This is a genomic window from Serratia sp. Res13-Sevr-LER1-36-b (genome assembly GCF_015673035.1).
In the GTDB taxonomy this organism is placed as follows: Bacteria; Pseudomonadota; Gammaproteobacteria; order Enterobacterales; family Enterobacteriaceae; genus Chania; species Chania fonticola_C.
In genome coordinates, this window is the sequence record NZ_JADACK010000020.1 from 461,497 (window position 1) to 480,603 (window position 19,107).

16 protein-coding genes, 1 tRNA gene and 1 pseudogene are annotated in these 19,107 nt (G+C 53.1%); 16 read left to right on the forward strand and 2 right to left on the reverse strand.

Features of this window, described 5'->3' with window-relative positions:
• Genes drmB through IMQ33_RS16230 form a run of 3 tightly spaced genes read left to right on the forward strand, consistent with a single transcriptional unit; the run spans nucleotide 1 to nucleotide 3,451 of the window.
• On the forward strand, nucleotides 1-1,860 hold the full coding sequence (gene drmB, locus IMQ33_RS16220) for a DUF1998 domain-containing protein (protein ID WP_196062163.1): 1,860 nt from the start codon (nucleotides 1-3) through the stop codon (nucleotides 1,858-1,860).
• Between the two features lies 1 nt (nucleotide 1,861).
• Nucleotides 1,862-2,623 carry a DISARM system phospholipase D-like protein DrmC gene (drmC, locus tag IMQ33_RS16225; RefSeq protein ID WP_196062162.1) on the forward strand — a complete coding sequence of 254 codons (762 nt, stop codon included), beginning with the start codon at nucleotides 1,862-1,864 and terminating at the stop codon, nucleotides 2,621-2,623.
• 48 nt (nucleotides 2,624-2,671) lie between these two features.
• Nucleotides 2,672-3,451, forward strand: coding sequence for an HNH endonuclease (locus tag IMQ33_RS16230; protein WP_196062161.1), 780 nt, complete (start codon nucleotides 2,672-2,674; stop codon nucleotides 3,449-3,451).
• Between the two features lie 131 nt (nucleotides 3,452-3,582).
• Here IMQ33_RS16230 and IMQ33_RS16235 read toward each other — a convergent pair.
• A pseudogene (locus tag IMQ33_RS16235) lies at nucleotides 3,583-4,842 on the reverse strand (tyrosine-type recombinase/integrase).
• A 186-nt stretch (nucleotides 4,843-5,028) separates the two neighbouring features.
• Nucleotides 5,029-5,113 (reverse strand) — tRNA-Leu (locus tag IMQ33_RS16240).
• A 568-nt stretch (nucleotides 5,114-5,681) separates the two neighbouring features.
• Between IMQ33_RS16240 and IMQ33_RS16245 the strand changes: the two genes are divergently transcribed.
• The 13 genes from IMQ33_RS16245 (at nucleotide 5,682) to cutC (ending at nucleotide 19,100) form a co-directional block, all read left to right on the forward strand.
• Complete coding sequence (locus IMQ33_RS16245; protein ID WP_196062160.1) at nucleotides 5,682-6,449, forward strand: DeoR/GlpR family DNA-binding transcription regulator; 768 nt, start codon at nucleotides 5,682-5,684, stop codon at nucleotides 6,447-6,449.
• A 31-nt stretch (nucleotides 6,450-6,480) separates the two neighbouring features.
• Entirely contained in the window at nucleotides 6,481-7,443 is a 963-nt protein-coding gene (gene denD, locus IMQ33_RS16250) for a D-erythronate dehydrogenase (protein WP_196062159.1), read from the forward strand.
• Nucleotides 7,443-8,831 carry a GntP family permease gene (locus tag IMQ33_RS16255; RefSeq protein ID WP_226906684.1) on the forward strand — a complete coding sequence of 463 codons (1,389 nt, stop codon included), beginning with the start codon at nucleotides 7,443-7,445 and terminating at the stop codon, nucleotides 8,829-8,831. Before denD ends, IMQ33_RS16255 begins: the two co-directional genes overlap by 1 nt.
• Nucleotides 8,832-9,056: 225 nt before the next feature.
• The gene (locus IMQ33_RS16260; protein ID WP_024484717.1) at nucleotides 9,057-9,623 is read left to right on the forward strand and encodes a TetR/AcrR family transcriptional regulator; all 567 of its coding nucleotides are present in this window, start codon (nucleotides 9,057-9,059) and stop codon (nucleotides 9,621-9,623) included.
• 40 nt (nucleotides 9,624-9,663) lie between these two features.
• Complete coding sequence (locus IMQ33_RS16265) at nucleotides 9,664-10,458, forward strand: winged helix-turn-helix domain-containing protein (protein WP_196062158.1); 795 nt, start codon at nucleotides 9,664-9,666, stop codon at nucleotides 10,456-10,458.
• 3 nt (nucleotides 10,459-10,461) lie between these two features.
• The gene (locus IMQ33_RS16270) at nucleotides 10,462-10,983 is read left to right on the forward strand and encodes a FidL-like protein (protein WP_024529401.1); all 522 of its coding nucleotides are present in this window, start codon (nucleotides 10,462-10,464) and stop codon (nucleotides 10,981-10,983) included.
• Nucleotides 10,984-11,570: 587 nt separating this feature from the next.
• Nucleotides 11,571-11,849, forward strand: a complete 279-nt coding sequence (locus IMQ33_RS16275) for a BMC domain-containing protein (RefSeq protein WP_004249182.1) — start codon at nucleotides 11,571-11,573, stop codon at nucleotides 11,847-11,849.
• Between the two features lie 25 nt (nucleotides 11,850-11,874).
• Nucleotides 11,875-12,159, forward strand: a complete 285-nt coding sequence (locus tag IMQ33_RS16280) for a BMC domain-containing protein (protein WP_021807825.1) — start codon at nucleotides 11,875-11,877, stop codon at nucleotides 12,157-12,159.
• A gap of 14 nt (nucleotides 12,160-12,173) precedes the next feature.
• Complete coding sequence (locus tag IMQ33_RS16285) at nucleotides 12,174-12,452, forward strand: BMC domain-containing protein (protein WP_021179127.1); 279 nt, start codon at nucleotides 12,174-12,176, stop codon at nucleotides 12,450-12,452.
• A gap of 88 nt (nucleotides 12,453-12,540) precedes the next feature.
• Complete coding sequence (locus IMQ33_RS16290; protein ID WP_196062157.1) at nucleotides 12,541-14,157, forward strand: acetaldehyde dehydrogenase (acetylating); 1,617 nt, start codon at nucleotides 12,541-12,543, stop codon at nucleotides 14,155-14,157.
• Nucleotides 14,158-14,179: 22 nt separating this feature from the next.
• Nucleotides 14,180-14,437 (forward strand): EutN/CcmL family microcompartment protein, encoded by a 258-nt coding sequence (locus IMQ33_RS16295; protein WP_021179125.1) that lies wholly within the window; start codon nucleotides 14,180-14,182, stop codon nucleotides 14,435-14,437.
• 18 nt (nucleotides 14,438-14,455) lie between these two features.
• Complete coding sequence (locus IMQ33_RS16300; protein ID WP_065684333.1) at nucleotides 14,456-15,610, forward strand: 1-propanol dehydrogenase PduQ; 1,155 nt, start codon at nucleotides 14,456-14,458, stop codon at nucleotides 15,608-15,610.
• Nucleotides 15,611-15,680: 70 nt separating this feature from the next.
• Entirely contained in the window at nucleotides 15,681-19,100 is a 3,420-nt protein-coding gene (cutC, locus tag IMQ33_RS16305; RefSeq protein WP_074028375.1) for a choline trimethylamine-lyase, read from the forward strand.
• The last annotated feature ends 7 nt before the right edge of the window (nucleotides 19,101-19,107 follow it).

Genomic DNA, 19,107 nt, shown 5'->3' on the forward strand with positions numbered 1-19,107 from the left:
ATGATCATCAATAACAAAACTCCAGTCGGCGAAGTACGCCCTAGCCAGTTGCTATGGACTTATGGGCCTGGCGCGCTAATCGATCTACCAAGCCTATCTGTAGTGACACTAGGTATTGACCGGTGGGAGCGAGAGCGCTGCCAGCCAATTCAAGAGGCCCGGCTTCTTGCTGCTGTGCGAAAGGTATTAGGTCCACAAGTCGAAAATTTGCGAATGCCACCCTTTCAGAAAAGCGAGCTCGTTGACCCTTGGTCAGCCGAGGCCAACATAGGTGTACCTGTTCGACCATTTCCCCGCTGGATGCGCTGTGTAAAGTGTGGCTTGCTATCGCCATTTGATGATGGTCTGCTTGAGATCAAAGAGGATCGATTCAGAGCCGAACGAACTCGCTTTGTTCACAAAGGTTGTACAGGTTCTAAAGGGAATCTACCAGCTAAGGATGCTGATGCCGTTCCTGCACGTTTTCTGCTAGCCTGTCGTGACGGTCACCTAGATGATTTTCCATGGCACTACTTTGTCCATGGTGGCAATAGTACATGCAAAGGGACACTGCGCTTCTTTGAGAGTGGTGCATCCTTACAAACCGAAAACCTGTGGGTACGGTGTGATAGCTGTGAGGCGTCACGAAGCATGGCCCATGCCTTCGGCAAAGCAGGTAAAGAAAATCTTCCAGCTTGCCGAGGTCGACACCCACATTTGGATCAATTCGATATTGACTGCGGTGAAGAACCACGGGCAGTACTGTTAGGAGCCACAAACAGCTGGTTTCCGATCACACTTTCTGCATTGGCCATACCCCAATCAAAGAATCCTCTCAGTCAGTTGATTCAAGACGGATGGCCGTTATTTGAAGCAATTACAGCTGAAGTCATGGTTCCCATCGTTGTGCAAACACTCAAGCTAACTGGTGGTCTCCCTGGAATCGACAAATATAGCGTGTCAGACATCTGGTCAGCCATCGAAATGCATCGTTCTGGTGGCGATAGCGAATTTGTCGGTGAAGCCGATATCAAAGGTCCTGAATGGGAAGTGCTGACGGAGGCCAACCCTCCCACGGATTATCCACACTTCATGAGTAAGAAGATCGGAACACCAGCACAATTCATACCGTACATCAGCCGTGTATTACTACTTGAGCGACTACGTGAGGTCAATGCTCTGCTTGGTTTTACTCGAGTAGAGGCACCAGAAGGATCCGGAGAGATAAATGAACGTCCTCAGATGGCTAGCTTGGCACGCAATAAACCTGAATGGGTGCCAGCGAACCAGGTGCATGGGGAAGGTATCTTCATCCAATTCAATGAAAAGGCTCTTATAGCTTGGGAATCACTGGATGCCGTCAAGCAAGTGGACGAGATGCTTCGTGGTGGTCATACCGGTTGGCGTAACTCTCGTAATCTCGATCCGAATGAAGATTACCCAGGTATCAGATATGCCATGCTGCATACCCTATCTCATTTGTTGATCCGTGAACTAGCCCTAGAATGTGGATACAACGCAGCAAGTATTCGCGAACGTATCTATGCTGATACATCAAACGGCAGTCCACAAGCTGGTATTTTGATCTACACAGCAGCAGCTGATTCTGATGGCACACTGGGTGGTCTTGTAGATCTTGGTAAACCAGAGAATCTTGGTCGCCTGTTGGTACAAGCATTAAATCGTTCTAAGATCTGTTCTTCTGACCCACTATGTTCTGAACATAACCCGGAGAAAGATCGGTCATTACATGCCGCAGCCTGCCATGCATGTACTCTGGTAGCAGAAACCTCCTGTGAGCAAGGCAATCGCTATTTGGATCGATCACTATTAGTACCAACACTTGAGCGTATTCACGCTGCATTTTTTAAGGGTTTTTAACATGGATGAACTCTTAGATGCTGTTGCCGAGCTAGTTTGTCTGGTTTCTCCTGAAAAGATACAAGCGATCGCTGGCCGAATTCGACGGACTGAAGCCTGCAAGGCTCTGCTGGTACTGCCAGGTGCAGTAGGAACTCCCAAGGCAAGTAACGCTATTGAGAAACTAGCAATTGCATGGCAAAACACCATGGTCAGTTCAGATGAACTAGCATCTATGCTTCTTGCAGCAAGCCATGTTTACTTTAAAGTTAACTCTGAGCAAAGTACTGAACTTGTATGGACTGGTCCAACAACACCTTTTGTATCTGTTCGCCGTACAGAACAAGTGTTGCTACAAATAATCAATGCGGCAAAACAGTCTTTATTTATTACCAGCTTTGTTGCCTATGACGTGTCGAGTATTGTGAATGCATTGAATACAGCTATAAAACGTGGGGTTACCATTACAATGTTGCTGGAATCTTCACAAGAGCATGGTGGCAGTATCAACATTGATATAATCGGTAAGATGCTGGCGCTTATACCCGGGGCACATATTTACGCCTGGAATAATAAAAATGATGATTTTTCAGAAGGTCGTGTGCATGCAAAAGTAATTGTTGCCGATGGTCACACTTGTTTTATTACAAGCGCAAATCTAACTGGGTATGCAATGGAGAGAAACATTGAAGCAGGGGTGCTTATTACTGGCAGAGGGATTCCAGAAGCTCTCAGTGAGCATCTGCACTCCCTTATAAATACAAATATCATTAGTCTGATTTGATTTATACAGCCTAATATAAAAATGAATCTTCGTGCTTAGGATAAAAAATTGAATACATCTGAAAGTGGATTATTAGAAGTAGCTTGGTATCTGGCTAAGTATGGAAAAAAAAAGCCTCCTGAATCTCTGGGTGTTGACACATGGAAAGCAGCAATATCACTATTTTATTCAACATTTGGTGCAGGTAAGACGAGAATTGAATTTTATAACAGTCTAAAAAACCACCGTGATCGTTTTGATTCTTGGCTAAGTGATGTACGCACAGGCTGGCGGAATGCTGATGGTACACCTGGAGAACTCTCATTGTCTGCTCAGACTGTGATGAATAGAATGAACAAACTACCAGAGACTCTTATTGAACAAAAAATTCTATCCTGGCTGTCGTTAAACCATTCAGCTCAAAGATTGGCTGATATATTACCTATACAGCAGGATAAAAGTATGGATGAAACAATGAGAGAGCGATTAATCGCATCACGACTCGGGCAAGGTGAGTTCAGGAAAAAATGTCTGAAATTATTCCCTGCTTGCCCTATAACTAGTATTTCATTCCCATCACTTTTAAGGGCCAGTCATATTAAGCCATGGGCCGCTTGCCAGAGCGGTTATGAGCGGCTAGATCCTTATAATGGAATCATACTGGCAGTTCATATTGATGCTCTGTTTGATCAAGGATGGCTGTCATTTAATGATGATGGGTACCTAATAGTTAGTACTGAACTTGACACAGAATTAAAAAAACAACTAAATTTACCTGAGAGTATCCCGCCATTTACAGAAAAATATCATTACTATCTAAAGTGGCACAGAGATAATATCTTAAGATAAAAATATTATCCCCACAAAATAGACGTCTGAACATCTTAATGTCCAAACATCTATTTCCATCAAAGATCGTTTTGAAGATAGCGTTCCCACGATGCGTACTGGGGATAAATACCATTTCCCATTATGTTTATCTATTCTCCTGCATTAATTTTTGCAAAATCAAACGGACTCACCGCCTTCTCCCGGTTCGCATCAAGAAAATCAGCCCACCACTGCAGCATCAGTCTGCGCTCATCCAGATGCTCGGCCTTATGAATATAAGCCGCACGTACAGAGTTACGCTCCATATGGCTCATCTGCCGTTCAACCGCATCCCTCGACCACAATCCCGATTCTATCAATGAACTACAGGCCATTGTTCTGAAACCATGTCCACAAACCTCTACCTTCGTGTCATAACCCATAACGCGCAGCGCCTTGTTCACAGTGTTCTCACTCATCGGTTTGCGATGGTCGTGATCGCCAATGAAAACAAAATCGCGATCGCCACTAAGTTTGTGTACCTGTTTAAGGATTGCTAACGCCTGACGAGATAACGGCACCAAATGAGGCGTACGCATTTTTGAACCACGCTGGGAGTGCTTCACCCCTTCAATAGCTTCTCGCTCTGCTGGGATCGTCCACATCGATGTTTAAAAATCGATCTCAGACCAACGAGCAAAACGTAGTTCACTGGAACGAATGAAGACAAGGAGGGTTAGCTCAACGGCAAGACGAGTCAAAGGCCTACCGGTATAACTGTCAATTCGCTGGAGAAGTTCGGGAGTACGCTTCAACTCTAATGCTGGTCGATGCTGCCGGTTACTTGAAGCAACGGCACCAACCATCTCCTGCGCGGGATTGTAGTCAAGCAAACCGCTCTGGACGGCATAACGCATTATTGCCGTGGTGCGCTGTTGTAGCCGAGAAGCCACTTCAAGTCGCCCCGATATCTCTACAGCTTTTATAGGGGCTAAAAGGTCCCGCGTTTTTAACTCGGCAATGTTGCGTTTACCAATGGCAGGAAAGAGGTTGTCCTCCAGGCTTTTCAGCACTCGTCGGCTATGTTCTTCCGACCACTTTTTATTTGTGGCGTGCCATTCAACAGCAAGCTCTTCGAAAGTACGCGCTTCTTCCAGCTCAACCTTATCATTTTTCTTTTTGTCTCCCGGATCGATGCTGTTCGCCAACAGCTTACGAGCCTCATCACGACGAGCCCTGGCATCTGCAAGAGAAACTTCAGGATAAACGCCTAAAGCCAGCATCTTTTGCTTCCCGCCAAAGCGGTACTGCAGACGCCAGTATCTTGAACCATTTGGGTGGACGAGAAGATGCATGCCGCTGCCATCGGTCAGCTTGTATTGCTTATCCGTTGGCTTGGCTGTTCTGACTTTGATATCTGTTAGAGCCATGCTTATCCCCTCCCTGTTGGTACAAGCATTATCGAACCGGAAATACCATCATCTGTACCAACATGTGTTGGTAGATGTACGTTGAAGTCGGTTGACCTTGAGAGAGTTAATATAGCGAGAAAGGTAGGTAAATGCTGGATTTTAGGCACAAAAAAAGACCTCAGTTGAGGTCTATTTACATACTAATGGTGCCGAAGGCCGGACTCGAACCGGCACGTATCTCTACGGTTGATTTTGAATCAACTGCGTCTACCGATTTCGCCACTTCGGCACTGAAGTAGTATGCGGAAAACGTGGGCATTATACCTTCCCACTTGCCTCGCGCAACACTTATCAAGCATTCAACGAGTTGAATGTTGAAAAAAACGTCACCCGTCGATTTTCTCGGCTTACTCTGCTCATTTATCACTCTAAATTGAGTTCATCAGCGACCGCGATCGCCCCTCACCCCAACCCTGTCCCCGGTCTGTACACCCGCAGGGAGAGGGAGCCGTCCGAGCCGATTTGTGAGTGGCTGGACAATTCTCCAAGAAGCAGATTTTATGCAGTGGGCAGGTAGGCTGTCATCAGCCAATCTACTCTGCTGCTGCACCACCATCCTGCACTTTTTTGTTACACCTCACACTTTTAATCACAACCTTCTGTGACTCCCATTATCGCAAATAAAAATAGCAACCAATTGAATACAAATAATTTTTCACCAAAATACTCTACAGTTCCCCACCCACCCTTCTGTGACAACCCTCGTTTATTTGTTAAATCAAATGATTGAATATTAATAACATAACAAAAAATAACAGCTATCCAGCGGCACCATCGCTACCGACCCGGAGTTGAGCATGATCCCATCGGAACGCCGCGATTTTATCTATCGCTATGTACATGAGTATCAGTTGGTCACCATCGTGGCCCTGGCCGAGTTGATGAGCGTTTCACATATGACCGTCAGGCGTGACATTCATCAACTGGAAGAAGAAGGCAAGGTGATCAGCGTCAGCGGCGGCGTGCGCCTGAGTGACGCGCTACGCCAGGAACTGGCCTACAAAGAGAAGGCCCAACTGCATCACCGGCAAAAACGGGCTATCGGCAAATATGCCGCCGGGCTGGTCGAGGATGGCCAGGTAGTCTACCTGGACGCGGGCACCACCAGCTTCGAGATCGCCCGCCAACTGGCCGAACGCTTCAACCTGACGGTAGTCACCAACGATTTTTCCATTATCCAGCACCTGATGAATCGCCCACAGCTCAACCTGTTTCACACCGGTGGGCGGGTCGATCAACGCAACTATTCCTGCGTCGGCAGCTGCGCCGCCATGCTATTGCGCACCTTGAATATCGACGTGGCCTTTATCAGCACCAGCTCCTGGGATTTAGAGCATGGCCTATCTACCCCGCACGAGGAGAAAGTGCTGGTGAAACAGGCGCTGCTGGACGTGGCCCGGCGCAAGGTGCTGGTCTCCGACAGCAGTAAATACGGCAAGTACGGCATGTTTCGCATCTGCCCACTGACGGCGCTCGACGACATCATCTGCGATGCCGCCCTGCCGCCAGAAACGCAGCAACAACTCCAAGAGCGTGGCGTGCGGCTGCACAGCATCAACCTCTGATAGCAACCCCTACAGGAAAAGGAATAAAACCATGAAGGTCATCATTACCGGTGGAGCAGGTTTTTTGGGTCAACGCTTGGCAGCCGCGCTGCTGCAAGACAATACGCTGCCTTTTGACGAACTGGTTCTGGCTGATATCCAGCAACCAAACGCCCCGCTAGCGGATCCACGAGTTCGCTGCCTGGCACTCGACCTCACTCAACCCGATGCCGCCGATCGGTTGATCGACAGTGAGTGCAGCGTGCTCTATCACCTGGCCGCCATCGTCAGCAGCCATGCAGAAAGCGACTTCGATCTCGGGATGCAGGTGAACTTCGACGCGACTCGCCAGCTACTGGAGGCCGCTCGCCGCCATGCCCCAGCGATGAAGTTTATCTTCACCAGTTCGTTGGCAGTGTTTGGTGGCCAGCTTCCGGACACCGTTACTGATGATTGCGCCTTGCAGCCGCAATCCTCCTATGGCGCACAAAAGGCGCTGTGTGAGCTGTTGATCAACGATTACGCCCGCAAAGGATTTGTCGATGCGCGGGTGCTGCGTCTGCCTACCATCAGCGTGCGCCCCGGCAAGCCGAATAAGGCGGCCTCCTCCTTTGCCAGCGGCATCATCCGTGAACCGCTGCACGGGGAGCCTTCCGTCTGCCCGGTCTCCCCGGAGTTGGCTTTGTGGCTGTCCAGCCCCGGCACCGTGGTACGCAACTTTATCCATGCTGCCACGCTGCCCGCCGCGCAGTTTGGTACCTCACGCATCGTCAACCTGCCCGGCATCAGCGTCACGGTGCAACAGATGCTGACCGCGCTGGGGGAGGTGGCCGGTGAGCAGGCTCGTGCCAAGGTGAGCTTTGTGCCGGATGAAGCCATCAACCGCATTGTCGCCAGTTGGCCAGGCAACTTCGATGTGCAACGCGCATTGGCGTTAGGGTTCTTCGCCGATGAGAACTTCCAACAGGTCATCCGCGCCTTTATGCGCGATGAGATGCCACAGGCCGGGAGCTGATTATGGCACTTTATACTCCCATCATTGGTTTGGCGGTGGCCGTATTCGTACTGGTGTGGCTGGTATTGCGCACCCGGGTTCATGCACTGATCGCCATGCTGGCGGCGGCTTCTATCGCCGGGATCAGCGGCGGGCTGAGCGCCATGCAAACGGTAGATACCATCTCCAAAGGGTTTGGCAGCACGCTCGGCAGCATCGGAATTGTCATTGGTCTGGGGGTGATGATGGGCCGCGTGCTGGAAGTTTCTGGCGCGGCGGAGCAGATCGCCTTCAGCTTTATCAAGTGGCTGGGTAAAAAGCGCGAAGAGTGGGCGTTGGCGATCACCGGCTATATCGTCAGCATCCCGATCTTTGTCGATTCTGCCTTCGTCATCCTTTATCCGCTGGTCAAAGCGCTGGCCAAGAAGGGGCAACGCAACCTGTTGACGCTCGGTGTAGCCTTGGCTGGCGGCCTGATCATTACCCACCACGCGGTGCCGCCAACCCCTGGCCCATTAGGCGTCGCGGGGATCTTCGGCGTGGATATCGGCGCCATGATGCTTGCCGGGCTGGTGCTGGCCATTCCCTGCGTGATCGGCATCGTGATCTATGCGCGCTGGCTCGGTACCTATTACCCTGATTTTACGCCGGAAAACCAGGATGAGGAGCCGGAAGATCTGCGGACCGCCCACCAGCGCTATCTGGCCGAGAAAGAGGCCAAGGTGCTGCCGAGCTTAACGCTATCGCTGTTGCCAATCATCGCACCCATCGTGCTGATCTTTATCAACGCGGTGAACACTATGCTGGCCAAGGCTGAAGGAATGGCCTGGCTGGGGGAAAGCCTGTGGGGGCAAGCCTTTGCCTTCCTCGGTGCACCGGTGATTGCGTTGGCCATCAGCGTGCTGTTGGCGGTTTACACCCTGATGCCCAAGGTAGACAAACACGAGACGCTGGAGAGACTGGAGGAAGGCTTGCAGGCCGCCGGGATTATCCTGCTGGTGACCGGTGCCGGTGGCGCGCTAGGGGCGGTATTGCGTGAAAGTGGCACTGGCACCTTGCTGGCTCAGCACGTCGCCAATCTGCCGCTGTCTCCGGTGTTGATCCCCTTCTTTATCGCTACGCTGGTGCGCTTGATACAGGGGTCGGGCACCGTTGCCATGATCACCGCAGCGTCCATCTCGGCCCCCATCGTCAGCCAGTTGCCCGGCGTCAATATGCTCGCCGCCGCGCAGGCCGCCACCATGGGCGCGCTGTTCTTCAGCTACTTTAACGACAGCATGTTTTGGGTAGTCAACAGGATGATGGGGATTAAGGAGGTTAAGCAGCAGATGATGGTCTGGTCAGTGCCCACGACTATAGCCTGGGCGATCAGCCTGGTCGGTATTTTGCTGCTGGACTGGATCTTGTAGCCCCTCACCTCAACCCTCTCCCGCAGGGAGAGGGAGCCGCCCGAGCCACTTGTCAGCCTTAACGCTCCAGTTAGCCCCCGATAAAGCTAGCAAAAACTTTCCTAATTCCTTGATAACTAAAATAGTTTGACCTACCTATCATTATTCAGGATTGGTCAGACCTTTAGGGGAAGCGGATTGACCTCGATCAAAAATGACATACCGGCTGGTCGGTATGATCGCCGCATGAATACCCACGTGCATCGCAAGAAAGACCCGGAACGGCTGCAAGAGCAGTTGCTGGAAGCCGCTAGTATCATCGCAGCCAAAGATGGGATTGCCGCGCTGTCGCTAAACGCCGTTGCCAAACAGGCTGGGGTCAGCAAGGGCGGGCTGCTGCACCACTTTCCCGGCAGGCAGGAGCTGATCCACGCACTGTTTATTCGCCTGTTGGCGGTGATGGATCGCGGCATTATGGCACTGATGGCCGTGGACGATAACCCGCGCGGGCGCTTCTCCCGGGCCTATCTGATGTACCTGGCAGGCATCAGTGAAACCGACACCAGCCGTCAATTGGCCCTGCTGTCGCTGGCCATGCCGCATGAAATGGTGTTGCGTAAATGCTGGCGGGACTGGGTGCTGCAACATCTGGCTAACGCCGATGAACTGGATCGCAGCTACGTAGGTAACTTGGTGCGCTATGGTGCAGACGGCCTGTGGCTTTCTGAACTCACGGAAGGAGTCACTATGACGCCGGAAGAGCGGCTTGCATTGGTGACGAGGCTGGCGGCAATGACCTTCGAGGAGCTTTAACCTCCGCGGTTCGCGGGCAGCCAATCACCCAGGGGCGATAATGAAATATAAAATTAATGCCTTTCTTATTTATGACGCCACCGAAGGCTCGCTAAAGCTGGACGACGGCGGCAAGTCAGATAGCCAGCTCACCATCACTGCCAACGCCCTGCTGTTCTTCATGATCCAGCATCCTGGCGTGATCAGCCGCGATACGGTGATGCAGCGGGTTTGGGACGACAACGGGCTGATGTCCTCCAACAGCAATCTGAACCAGTATCTGAGCATCCTGCGCAAAGCCTTCCGCCGTTACGGCATTGAGAACGTGATCGTCACCGTGGCCCGGGGCCGGCTGGAAATCAACCCAGAGCTGACGATCGAAGTGATCGATGACTCCTTGTTGCATCCGGTAATACATGCCAGCGAACAGTTATCCCCTGCCGAGGTAGCTCCAGAGCCAGTACCGGTTGAAGCGGCCATCACCAGCAACGATCGCTACTGGGGTTATGCCGGGGCGATGATATCCCTATTGGCCATCGCGCTGATCGGCTGGTCGTGGAGTAACAACGGCAGCCTGACCCCGCTCGTCTTCACCCCCGTCGCGCAGGAACCCATTGAGGTGTTATCCACCGACGCAATGATAAATCCAAGAATGCGCGAGAATTACCTGAAAAACTTTATTGCCGTCAAAGAAAAAAAGAACATAAAGTATGATAAAGACGAACGTTTTCTGTTCTTTTATGGTGATAAGCTGCAATCCAACGGTTTAGGCCGGACATTTCTCGCACATTGCGCCAAACACCAAGATAATACATTCAGCTACTGCGATAACTATTTTTATTATTCATGGAAATAAATTATGAAAACACTGGGCTGGGGGAGAAGGCTGTTTGCCGTCTCTATCATATTGCTACTGGTCTCACTATTTATCACCGTTAAGCATAATGTTATCCGGCGCGATGATATTTTAAATTGCTCAACCAAAGCCATTATGCATTTTGAAGACACCGTCACTGAATCCGTCAACGTCAATATCCACTTTAACTTTAATGTCAAAGGTAAAGGTTCCATCGTGGTGGAAGGATATTCAGACTCAGAGGCAGGCTGGCTTTATTTACAACGCTACGTACAGTTTGATTATACCAGCAAGCGCGTTTCCCCAAGTGCCCGTTATTATCAGATCAACCGCTGGGTCTCCAGCAAGTCCTCTATCGATCAATCACCCGACGTGATCTTTGATTACTTTATGCGGGAAATGTCAGACAGCCACGACGGCCTGCAATTGGCGATGGAAAAAATCAACGCCGATACCGTGCTGCTCAGTTCGATCAACTCCCCACTGTTTATCTGCGCGTTGAAGCCCGGCAGCCAGTTAGAGTAGCGCCCGTTTCCCAGCAAAGCTGTTCCCACTTGTCATAAGCCTCTGGCCAGCCTCCCTTAGCTCTTACAATCCCCTAAAAATACCCCTGATAGTCATAATGCCTGTCGGTTATTCGGCGATCGCTATTTCCCCTCACCCCAACCCTATCTCCAAAAAGGAGAGGGAGCCAGTACGGTGCTATCAGCAACAACGGCGGTCAATATGTAGCACGTGAAGCCCCTCAAACAGTCACAGCAAAAACCTGCGCTGCCCCACAGTCTGCAAGCCCCTCCGCTACCTAAAAAACCCATTTGATAACCATAGATTTAACATTATTTTCCGCCCTTGAGTGAATGCCAAAACCCGCCATTTCTTGCCAGGGAGCAGAACTATTATCGGGCTGATTATCAGAGTAAACAGATAAAAACAGGATAAATTAACGCTTATTATTAGAACAAAAAACTAAATAGATATCGATTAATGAATTTATATTTTGAATAACTACCGGAGGGGTATAGTGCCCTTAGCCGTCGGAAACCTTGATCCCCTCATGGCCGAACGGCACAGCAGATGACAACTCATAAACCGGCTTTGTGGAGGAAACAACAATGGGTGATGCATTAGGCTTAATCGAAACCAAAGGGTTGGTGGCCTGTATTGAAGCGGCGGATGCCATGTGCAAGGCGGCCAACGTCGAACTGATTGGCTATGAAAACGTCGGTTCCGGCCTGGTCACCGCCATGGTGAAAGGTGACGTCGGTGCGGTAAAAGCCGCCGTCGATTCCGGCGTGGAATCCGCACAACGCGTGGGTGAAGTAGTGACTTCACTGGTTATCGCCCGCCCACACAACGACATCAACAAAATCGTGATTAAGCATAAAGCGTAAACAACGCTTCTGAGGAGAACGGATCATGGGTGACGCATTAGGATTGATTGAAACCAAAGGGCTGGTGGCCTGTATTGAAGCCGCCGATGCGATGTGCAAAGCGGCCAACGTGGAACTGATCGGCTATGAGAACGTCGGTTCCGGTCTGGTCACTGCGATGGTGAAAGGCGACGTTGGCGCGGTCAAGGCGGCGGTGGATTCCGGTATCGAATCGGCCAAGCGCGTGGGTGAAGTGGTTACCTCACTGGTGATTGCCCGCCCGCATAACGATATCCAGAAAATCATCTCGCAGTACAAAATCACCGAATAACAAGGAATTCACTGATGAAAGATGCACTCGGATTGATCGAAACCAAAGGGTTGGTGCCAGCTATCGAAGCCGCCGATGCCATGTGTAAGGCTGCCAATATTGAACTGATTGGCTATGAAAACGTCGGCTCCGGCCTGGTCACCGTGATGGTGAAAGGCGACGTGGGTGCCGTTAATGCGGCGGTGGAATCCGGTATAGAAGCCGCCAGCCGGATTGGCGAAGTCATTTCATCACGGGTTATTGCACGCCCACATAATGATATTGAGAAAATCGCCTCACAGCATAAGGCGTAATTCAGCCTGATTACCGGCAGTGGCAGATAAGTACTCTACCCGATTACAGCAAGTAAAAAATTAAACTCCTATTCAGGGGAATAGACTAATGACCACATTAGATCCGGATTTACAATCCATTCAGCAGGCTCGCACGCTGATTAAAAATGCCAAACAGGCGCAATTGCTGTTTGCCAAGTATTCACAGGAAAAGATCGACGGCATTATTAAACATATTGCCAGCGAAGCGGCCAGGCATGCCGAAGAATTGGCGAAGATGGCCCATGAAGAAACCGGCTTCGGCAATTGGCAAGACAAGGTGTTAAAAAACATTTTCGCCTCTGAAAAAGTTTTTGAGCATATTAAGGATTTAAAAACCGTCGGTATTATTCGTGACGATCAGCAGAATAAAGTCATGGACGTGGGCGTCCCGTTAGGGGTTATTACCGCCCTGGTGCCGTCCACCAACCCAACCTCAACCATTTTCTATAAGACGCTCATCGCGCTGAAGGCCGGGAACGCCATTATTTTCTCCCCGCACCCTAATGCACGCCAGTGCAGCCAGCGGGCGATTGAGATCGTCAAACAGGCCGCGCTCCAGGCCGGTGCCCCAGCGGGTATCGTTGATGGCCTGACCCAGCTGACGCTGGAAGCCACCAAAGCCCTGATGCACAGCAAAGACGTCGCACTGATCCTGGCTACCGGCGGCGAAGGCATGGTCCGTGCAGCTTACAGTTCCGGCACGCCAACCATCAGCGGCGGCCCAGGCAACGGCCCGGCGTTTATTGAACGCAGCGCCAATATCCAGCAGGCGGTGAAGGACATCATCACCAGCAAGACCTTCGATAACGGCGTGATCTGCGCCTCTGAACAGTCGATCATCGTGGAAAAGTGCATCTATCAGGACGTACACCGCGAGTTACTGGCCCAGGGCTGCTACTTCATGAACGACGATGAGTCTGCCCGCCTGGCCAACATCCTGTTACGCCCGAACGGCATGATTAATCCTGAAGTGGTGGGCAAGACCGCCATCTACCTCAGCGAACGCGCCGGATTCTGCGTACCTGCGACTACCAGGGTGCTGATTTCGTTACAAAACAGCGTCTCGCGTAAAAACCCTTACGCCCGTGAAAAACTCTGCCCGGTGTTGGGGCTGTACATCGAAGAAGACTGGATGAGCGCCTGTGACCGCGTGGTGGAGTTACTCACCAACGAAGGTCTGGGGCATACGCTGGTCATCCACACCCAGAACCAGCAGGTGATCCGCGAGTTTGCGCTGCAAAAACCGGTGCACCGCATCCTGATCAATACGCCCGCCGCGCTTGGAGGCATTGGCGCAACCACGAATCTTATACCTGCGTTGACGCTCGGTTGCGGTGCCGTCGGTGGCGGCTCCAGCTCGGACAACGTCGGCCCGATGAACCTGCTGAACGTACGTAAAGTCGGCTATGGCGTTCGTAGCATCGAGGATCTGCGCCAACCACAACCCGCAGCTCAAAAGTGCAGTGCGCCAACCAACCATAGCACCAGCATCTTCGACGATAACCGCTTTGCAGCTCCAACGGCGACGGTAGCCCCACAGGCCGCACCAGCACCGCTGTATGCCCAGGGCGACGATCGTTTCGGGGCGGTCACCCGCGCAGTGGTTAACGCCGCGGCGAATGACATCACCGAAGAGAACGTCGAACGGATCATTACGGAAGTGCTTGGACGCCTGTCCCGGTAACACATCAACCAAGGGTGAAAACATGATCCTCGCAAAGGTAACCGGCCATGTGGTGGCCACGCAGAAAAGTGACGAGCTACGCGGCAGCAATCTGCTGCTGGTCACGGCGCTGGGTGACGACCTGGAAGCCATCAAAGATCGCACTTACGTCGCCGTCGACAGCGTCGGTGCCGGTGAAAACGATCTGGTGTTGGTGGAAGAGTATTTCGCACTGAGTAAAGACCGCTACAAGGCCATGTCGATCGTTGCCATTGTCGAGAAGGTTCACCGGGAGCGTTAAGAGTAAGAGGAAGTAGGCATGAATGAGTTTCTGATTAAGCCAAAAATCCATTTCGGTGAGGATGCGCTGCTCGCTCTGAGCAGCTTGCCTGGACGCTCGGCGTTTTTGGTCACCGATCAGGCGATGGTGAAGTTTGGCTTGGCCGAGCGGGTAACCAGCCTGCTCAAACAGCAGCAGATCCGCTGTCGTCAGTATGACGAGGTGGCCTCCGACCCGGATATCTCCGCCATCGTCAGCGGCATGAAGCTGATGGATGACGACTATCCGGACCTGGTGATTGCCTTGGGTGGCGGCTCGGTGATTGATGCCGCCAAGGCGGTGATGTATGCGCTGTGGCATTGCCGTAAAGACAGCGGCCGTAGCAAGCCTTGCTTTGTCGCCATCCCCACCACCAGCGGCACCGGTTCCGAAGTCACCAGCTTCTCGGTGATCAAGTCCCGCAGCCAAAAGCTGGTGTTGGTGGACGAGTTCATGCTGCCCGACATCGCCATCCTCGATCCTCAGTTAGTGAAGTCGGTGCCGGCCAGCATTACCGCCGATACCGGGATGGATGTGCTGTGCCATGCCCTGGAGGCCTATGTCTCCCGCAAGGCCAGCGACTTCAGCGATGCAATGGCCGAAAAAGTGGTGCAGATGGTGTTCGGCCACCTGCTGACCTGCTACCAACAGGGCAGCAACCTGCCAGCGCGGGAAAAAATGCACAACGCTTCATGCATGGCCGGGATGGCGTTCACCAATGCCTCGTTGGGCATTACCCACAGTCTGGCGCACGCCCTCGGCGGTATGTTTGGCATCCCCCATGGCCGGGCCAATGCGCTGCTGATGACATCGGTGGTCGCCTTCAATGCCGACGTTGACGGCAACTGCGACACCCCGGCCGCACACAAGTATGCCGCCCTGGCTCGCCTGTTGGGGCTGCCAAGCACCTCAGTTCGTGATGGCGTTAACAGCCTGCTGGTGGCGATCGAAACGCTGAAACAGGAAATGCAGCTACCGGCCAATCTGCAAGCCGCAGGGGTAGAGGAACACCGCTTTCAGGTTTGCCTTGGCGAACTGGCCACGCAGGCGCTGCACGACAGTTGCACGCCAACCAACCCGCGCGACGTTAACGCGGCAGATTTGGAGAAACTGTTCCGCCTCGCCTACAGCGGCGGCCCGGTACAGCTTCAATAACGCACTCATTACAGCCAACGGATTTTGCCAATTTGTGTGAAAGCCGCAGGACATCAGGAGAGATTTGAACATGGCCCATTATTCACTGACGCCACGCGTAAAACTGCTGGCAGAAAGACTCTTATCCCAAAACAGCACCATCAGCACCGAACGTGCCGCCATTCTGGAAACGCTGGGTGGCGATGTGGCCGGCATGCCGCAGTTGGTCAAGAATGCCAAGCTGTTCAATGAGCTGGTCAAGCAACTGCCCGGCTACATAGGCCCCGATGAGTTAATCATCGGCAGCCAATCCTCCACGCCGCGCGCCGCCGTGTTCCACAGCGAAAGCGAACTGCGCAGTCCTTCGGCCTTCACCGCGTTTGGCCAGACCTCACCAGACTATCTGGCGGTGATCACTAAAGGATTGTTCGCCATCGAAGCCGAAATGGAAGACCGTGCCAGAAGCATCGGCAGCGCCGTCAGCCGTTCTGGACTAGACGAAGTCAACCAATGCCGCGCCATGATCTACGCCTGCAATGCGGCGATGCATCTGGCGCAGAAGCTGGCCAGCAAGGCAGAAAACATGGCGGCGGTAGAAAACCATCCGTACCGCAAAGCGGAGCTGCAAGAAGCGGCTACCATGCTGAAAAAAGTCCCGGCTTACGGGGCCAGCAGCTTTAAAGAGGCTTGCCAGTCGTTCTACTTCTTCCAACTGGCGCTGCACCTGGAAAACGGCAGCTATGCGGTTTACCCAGGCGGCTTCGACAAGCTGCTGTACAGCTTCTATCAACAGGACATTACCCGTGGCGTGCTGACGCCGGAGCAGGCTTACGAAATCGTCGAGTGCCTGTGGCTGAAACTTTGTGAGCTTTCCGAAGTGCGCGCACCGCGTGAGCTGGACGGCTACCCGATGTTTGACGGCATGCTGCACGGCGTGCGCCTCGACGATCCGGCACTGGTGATCAACGATCTTTCCGCCATGTTGCTGGCAGCCCGTAGCAATCTGATGACGCTCAACAGCAACCTGCAGGTGAAACTGTTCGCTGGCCAGGCGGGTGCTCGCCCACAGTACAGTGCGCCATCGGCCCCGTTCGTGGCAGCCTCGGCGCAAGACGTGGCAACCCACAAACTGATGGAGGGGCTGACACCACGCCTGCAACGCCTGCGTGACAACTACCTCGATGCTCGCCCAAGTGTGTCTATCTATCGCGCCATCACCTTTACCGAGATGGCGAAAAACAACCCGGGTCTGCCAACCATTCTGCTGCGCGCCAAGTCTTTCCGCGCCGCCTGTGAAACCGCACCGATCCTGATCCAGCAAGATGAGCTGATCGTCGGCCATCCGTGCGGCAAACCGCGTGCCGGGGCGTTCTCACCGGATATCGCCTGGCGCTGGGTGCGTGACGAGCTGGATACCATGGGCACCCGCCCGCAGGATCCGTTTGTTATCTCCGAGGCCGACAAGAAGACGATCCGCGAAGAGATCGTACCGTTCTGGGAAGGCCGTTCGCTCGATGAGATCTGCGAGGCACAGTATCGCGAAGCGGGCGTGTGGGCCTTCAGCGGCGAAACCTTTGTCAGCGACCTCTCCTACCACCAGATTAACGGCGGCGGCGACACCTGCCCAGGCTACGACATCCTGCTGTTCACCAAAGGGATGAACGGCATCAAGGCCGATGCCCAACAGCACCTCGCGGCGCTGAGCATGGAAAATCCGGCGGATATCGACAAGATCTACTTCTACAAAGCGGCCATTGAAACCTGTGACGGCGTGGTGGCCTATGCCAAGCGCATCGCGGACAAGGCCCGTGAACTGGCCGCCATTGAGCAAGATCCGGCACGCCGTGCGGAACTGCTGACCATCGCAGAAACCAACGAGAACGTCCCAGCCAACCCACCGAAAACCCTGCAAGAAGCGCTGCAAAGCATCTGGACGGTGGAGTCACTGTTTGAAGTGGAAGAGAACCAGACCGGGCTGTCGCTGGGCCGTCTGGATCAGTATTGCTACCCGATGTATCAGGCCGATATCGCCTCTGGCCGCCTGACGCAGGAACAGGCGTTGGAACTGTTGCAGGCCTTCATCATCAAATGTGCCGAACTGATGTGGATGTCCAGCGAACTGGGTGCCAAGTACTTCGCTGGCTACCAGCCGTTTATCAACCTGACCATCGGCGGGCAGAAACGCAGCGGCGGCGATGCCTGTAACGACCTGACCTATCTGATCATGGACGCCGTGCGCTTTGTCAAAGTGTACCAGCCGTCGCTGGCCTGCCGTATCCATAACCAGTCACCGCAGAAGTACATGGAGAAGATCGTCGACGTGGTGAAAGCGGGTATGGGCTTCCCGGCCTGCCACTTTGATGATTCCCACATCAAGATGATGCTGCGCAAAGGCTTCGACTTTGAAGACGCGCGCGACTACTGCCTGATGGGCTGCGTAGAGCCGCAAAAATCCGGCCGCATCTATCAGTGGACCTCTACCGGTTATACCCAGTGGCCGATCGCCATCGAGTTCGTGCTCAACCGTGGCCGCATGGTGCTGTTCGACAGCTATCAAGGGTTGGATACCGGTGAGCTGAGTACCCTGAAAACCTACGAAGAGTTCGACAATGCGGTGAAGGCGCAGATCGCGCACATCGTCAAACTGTCGGCTATTGGCACCGTGATCAGCCAGCGTGTCCACCGCGACGTTGCACCAAAACCACTGATGTCGCTGCTGGTGGAAGGCTGTATGGAACAGGGTAAAGACGTGGCCGCCGGTGGCGCAGTGATCAACCACGGCCCTGGGCTGATCTTCTCCGGTCTGGCGACCTATGTCGACTCCATGGCCGCGATCCGCAAGCTGGTGTATCAGGATGGCAAATACACCCTGGAGCAGATCCGTGACGCGCTGCTAGCCAATTTTGAAGGCTTTGAACAGCTGCGCCGCGACTGTCTGAACGCGCCGAAGTACGGCAACGACGATGACACGGTCGATCAGTACGCGCTGGACATCACCGAGTGGACCGAGCGCGAGTGCCGCAAGTACAAGATGCTCTACTCCACGCTGAGCCACGGCACCCTGTCGATCTCCAACAATACGCCGATCGGTGAACTGACCGCCGCGACGCCAAACGGCCGCCTGGCCTGGATGCCGCTTTCCGACGGGATCAGCCCGACGCAAGGTGCGGACAAACAGGGCCCAACCGCCATCATCAAGTCCGTCAGCAAGATGAACGTGGAAACCATGAACATCGGCATGGTGCACAACTTCAAGTTCCTCAAAGGGCTGCTCGATACCCCGGAAGGCAAGAACGGGCTGATCACCCTGCTGCGTACCGCGTCCATTCTGGGCAACGGCCAGATGCAGTTCAGCTACGTGGATAACGAAGTGCTGAAGCAGGCACAGGTGGAGCCAGAGAAATATCGCGACCTGATCGTCCGCGTAGCGGGTTACAGCGCGTACTTCGTCGAGTTGTGCAAAGAAGTTCAGGACGAAATTATCAGCCGTACGGTCATTGAGAAGTTCTGACCTTAGC

Bases quoted from the DNA above. Each gene is read 5' to 3' on its own strand.
- drmB (WP_196062163.1), top strand. From the start codon at position 1: ATGATCATCAATAACAAAACTCCAGTCGGCGAAGTACGCCCTAGCCAG.
- drmC (WP_196062162.1), top strand. From the start codon at position 1,862: ATGGATGAACTCTTAGATGCTGTTGCCGAGCTAGTTTGTCTGGTTTCT.
- IMQ33_RS16245 (WP_196062160.1), top strand. From the start codon at position 5,682: ATGATCCCATCGGAACGCCGCGATTTTATCTATCGCTATGTACATGAG.
- denD (WP_196062159.1), top strand. From the start codon at position 6,481: ATGAAGGTCATCATTACCGGTGGAGCAGGTTTTTTGGGTCAACGCTTG.
- IMQ33_RS16260 (WP_024484717.1), top strand. From the start codon at position 9,057: ATGAATACCCACGTGCATCGCAAGAAAGACCCGGAACGGCTGCAAGAG.
- IMQ33_RS16265 (WP_196062158.1), top strand. From the start codon at position 9,664: ATGAAATATAAAATTAATGCCTTTCTTATTTATGACGCCACCGAAGGC.
- IMQ33_RS16270 (WP_024529401.1), top strand. From the start codon at position 10,462: ATGAAAACACTGGGCTGGGGGAGAAGGCTGTTTGCCGTCTCTATCATA.
- IMQ33_RS16275 (WP_004249182.1), top strand. From the start codon at position 11,571: ATGGGTGATGCATTAGGCTTAATCGAAACCAAAGGGTTGGTGGCCTGT.
- IMQ33_RS16280 (WP_021807825.1), top strand. From the start codon at position 11,875: ATGGGTGACGCATTAGGATTGATTGAAACCAAAGGGCTGGTGGCCTGT.
- IMQ33_RS16285 (WP_021179127.1), top strand. From the start codon at position 12,174: ATGAAAGATGCACTCGGATTGATCGAAACCAAAGGGTTGGTGCCAGCT.
- IMQ33_RS16290 (WP_196062157.1), top strand. From the start codon at position 12,541: ATGACCACATTAGATCCGGATTTACAATCCATTCAGCAGGCTCGCACG.
- IMQ33_RS16295 (WP_021179125.1), top strand. From the start codon at position 14,180: ATGATCCTCGCAAAGGTAACCGGCCATGTGGTGGCCACGCAGAAAAGT.
- IMQ33_RS16300 (WP_065684333.1), top strand. From the start codon at position 14,456: ATGAATGAGTTTCTGATTAAGCCAAAAATCCATTTCGGTGAGGATGCG.
- cutC (WP_074028375.1), top strand. From the start codon at position 15,681: ATGGCCCATTATTCACTGACGCCACGCGTAAAACTGCTGGCAGAAAGA.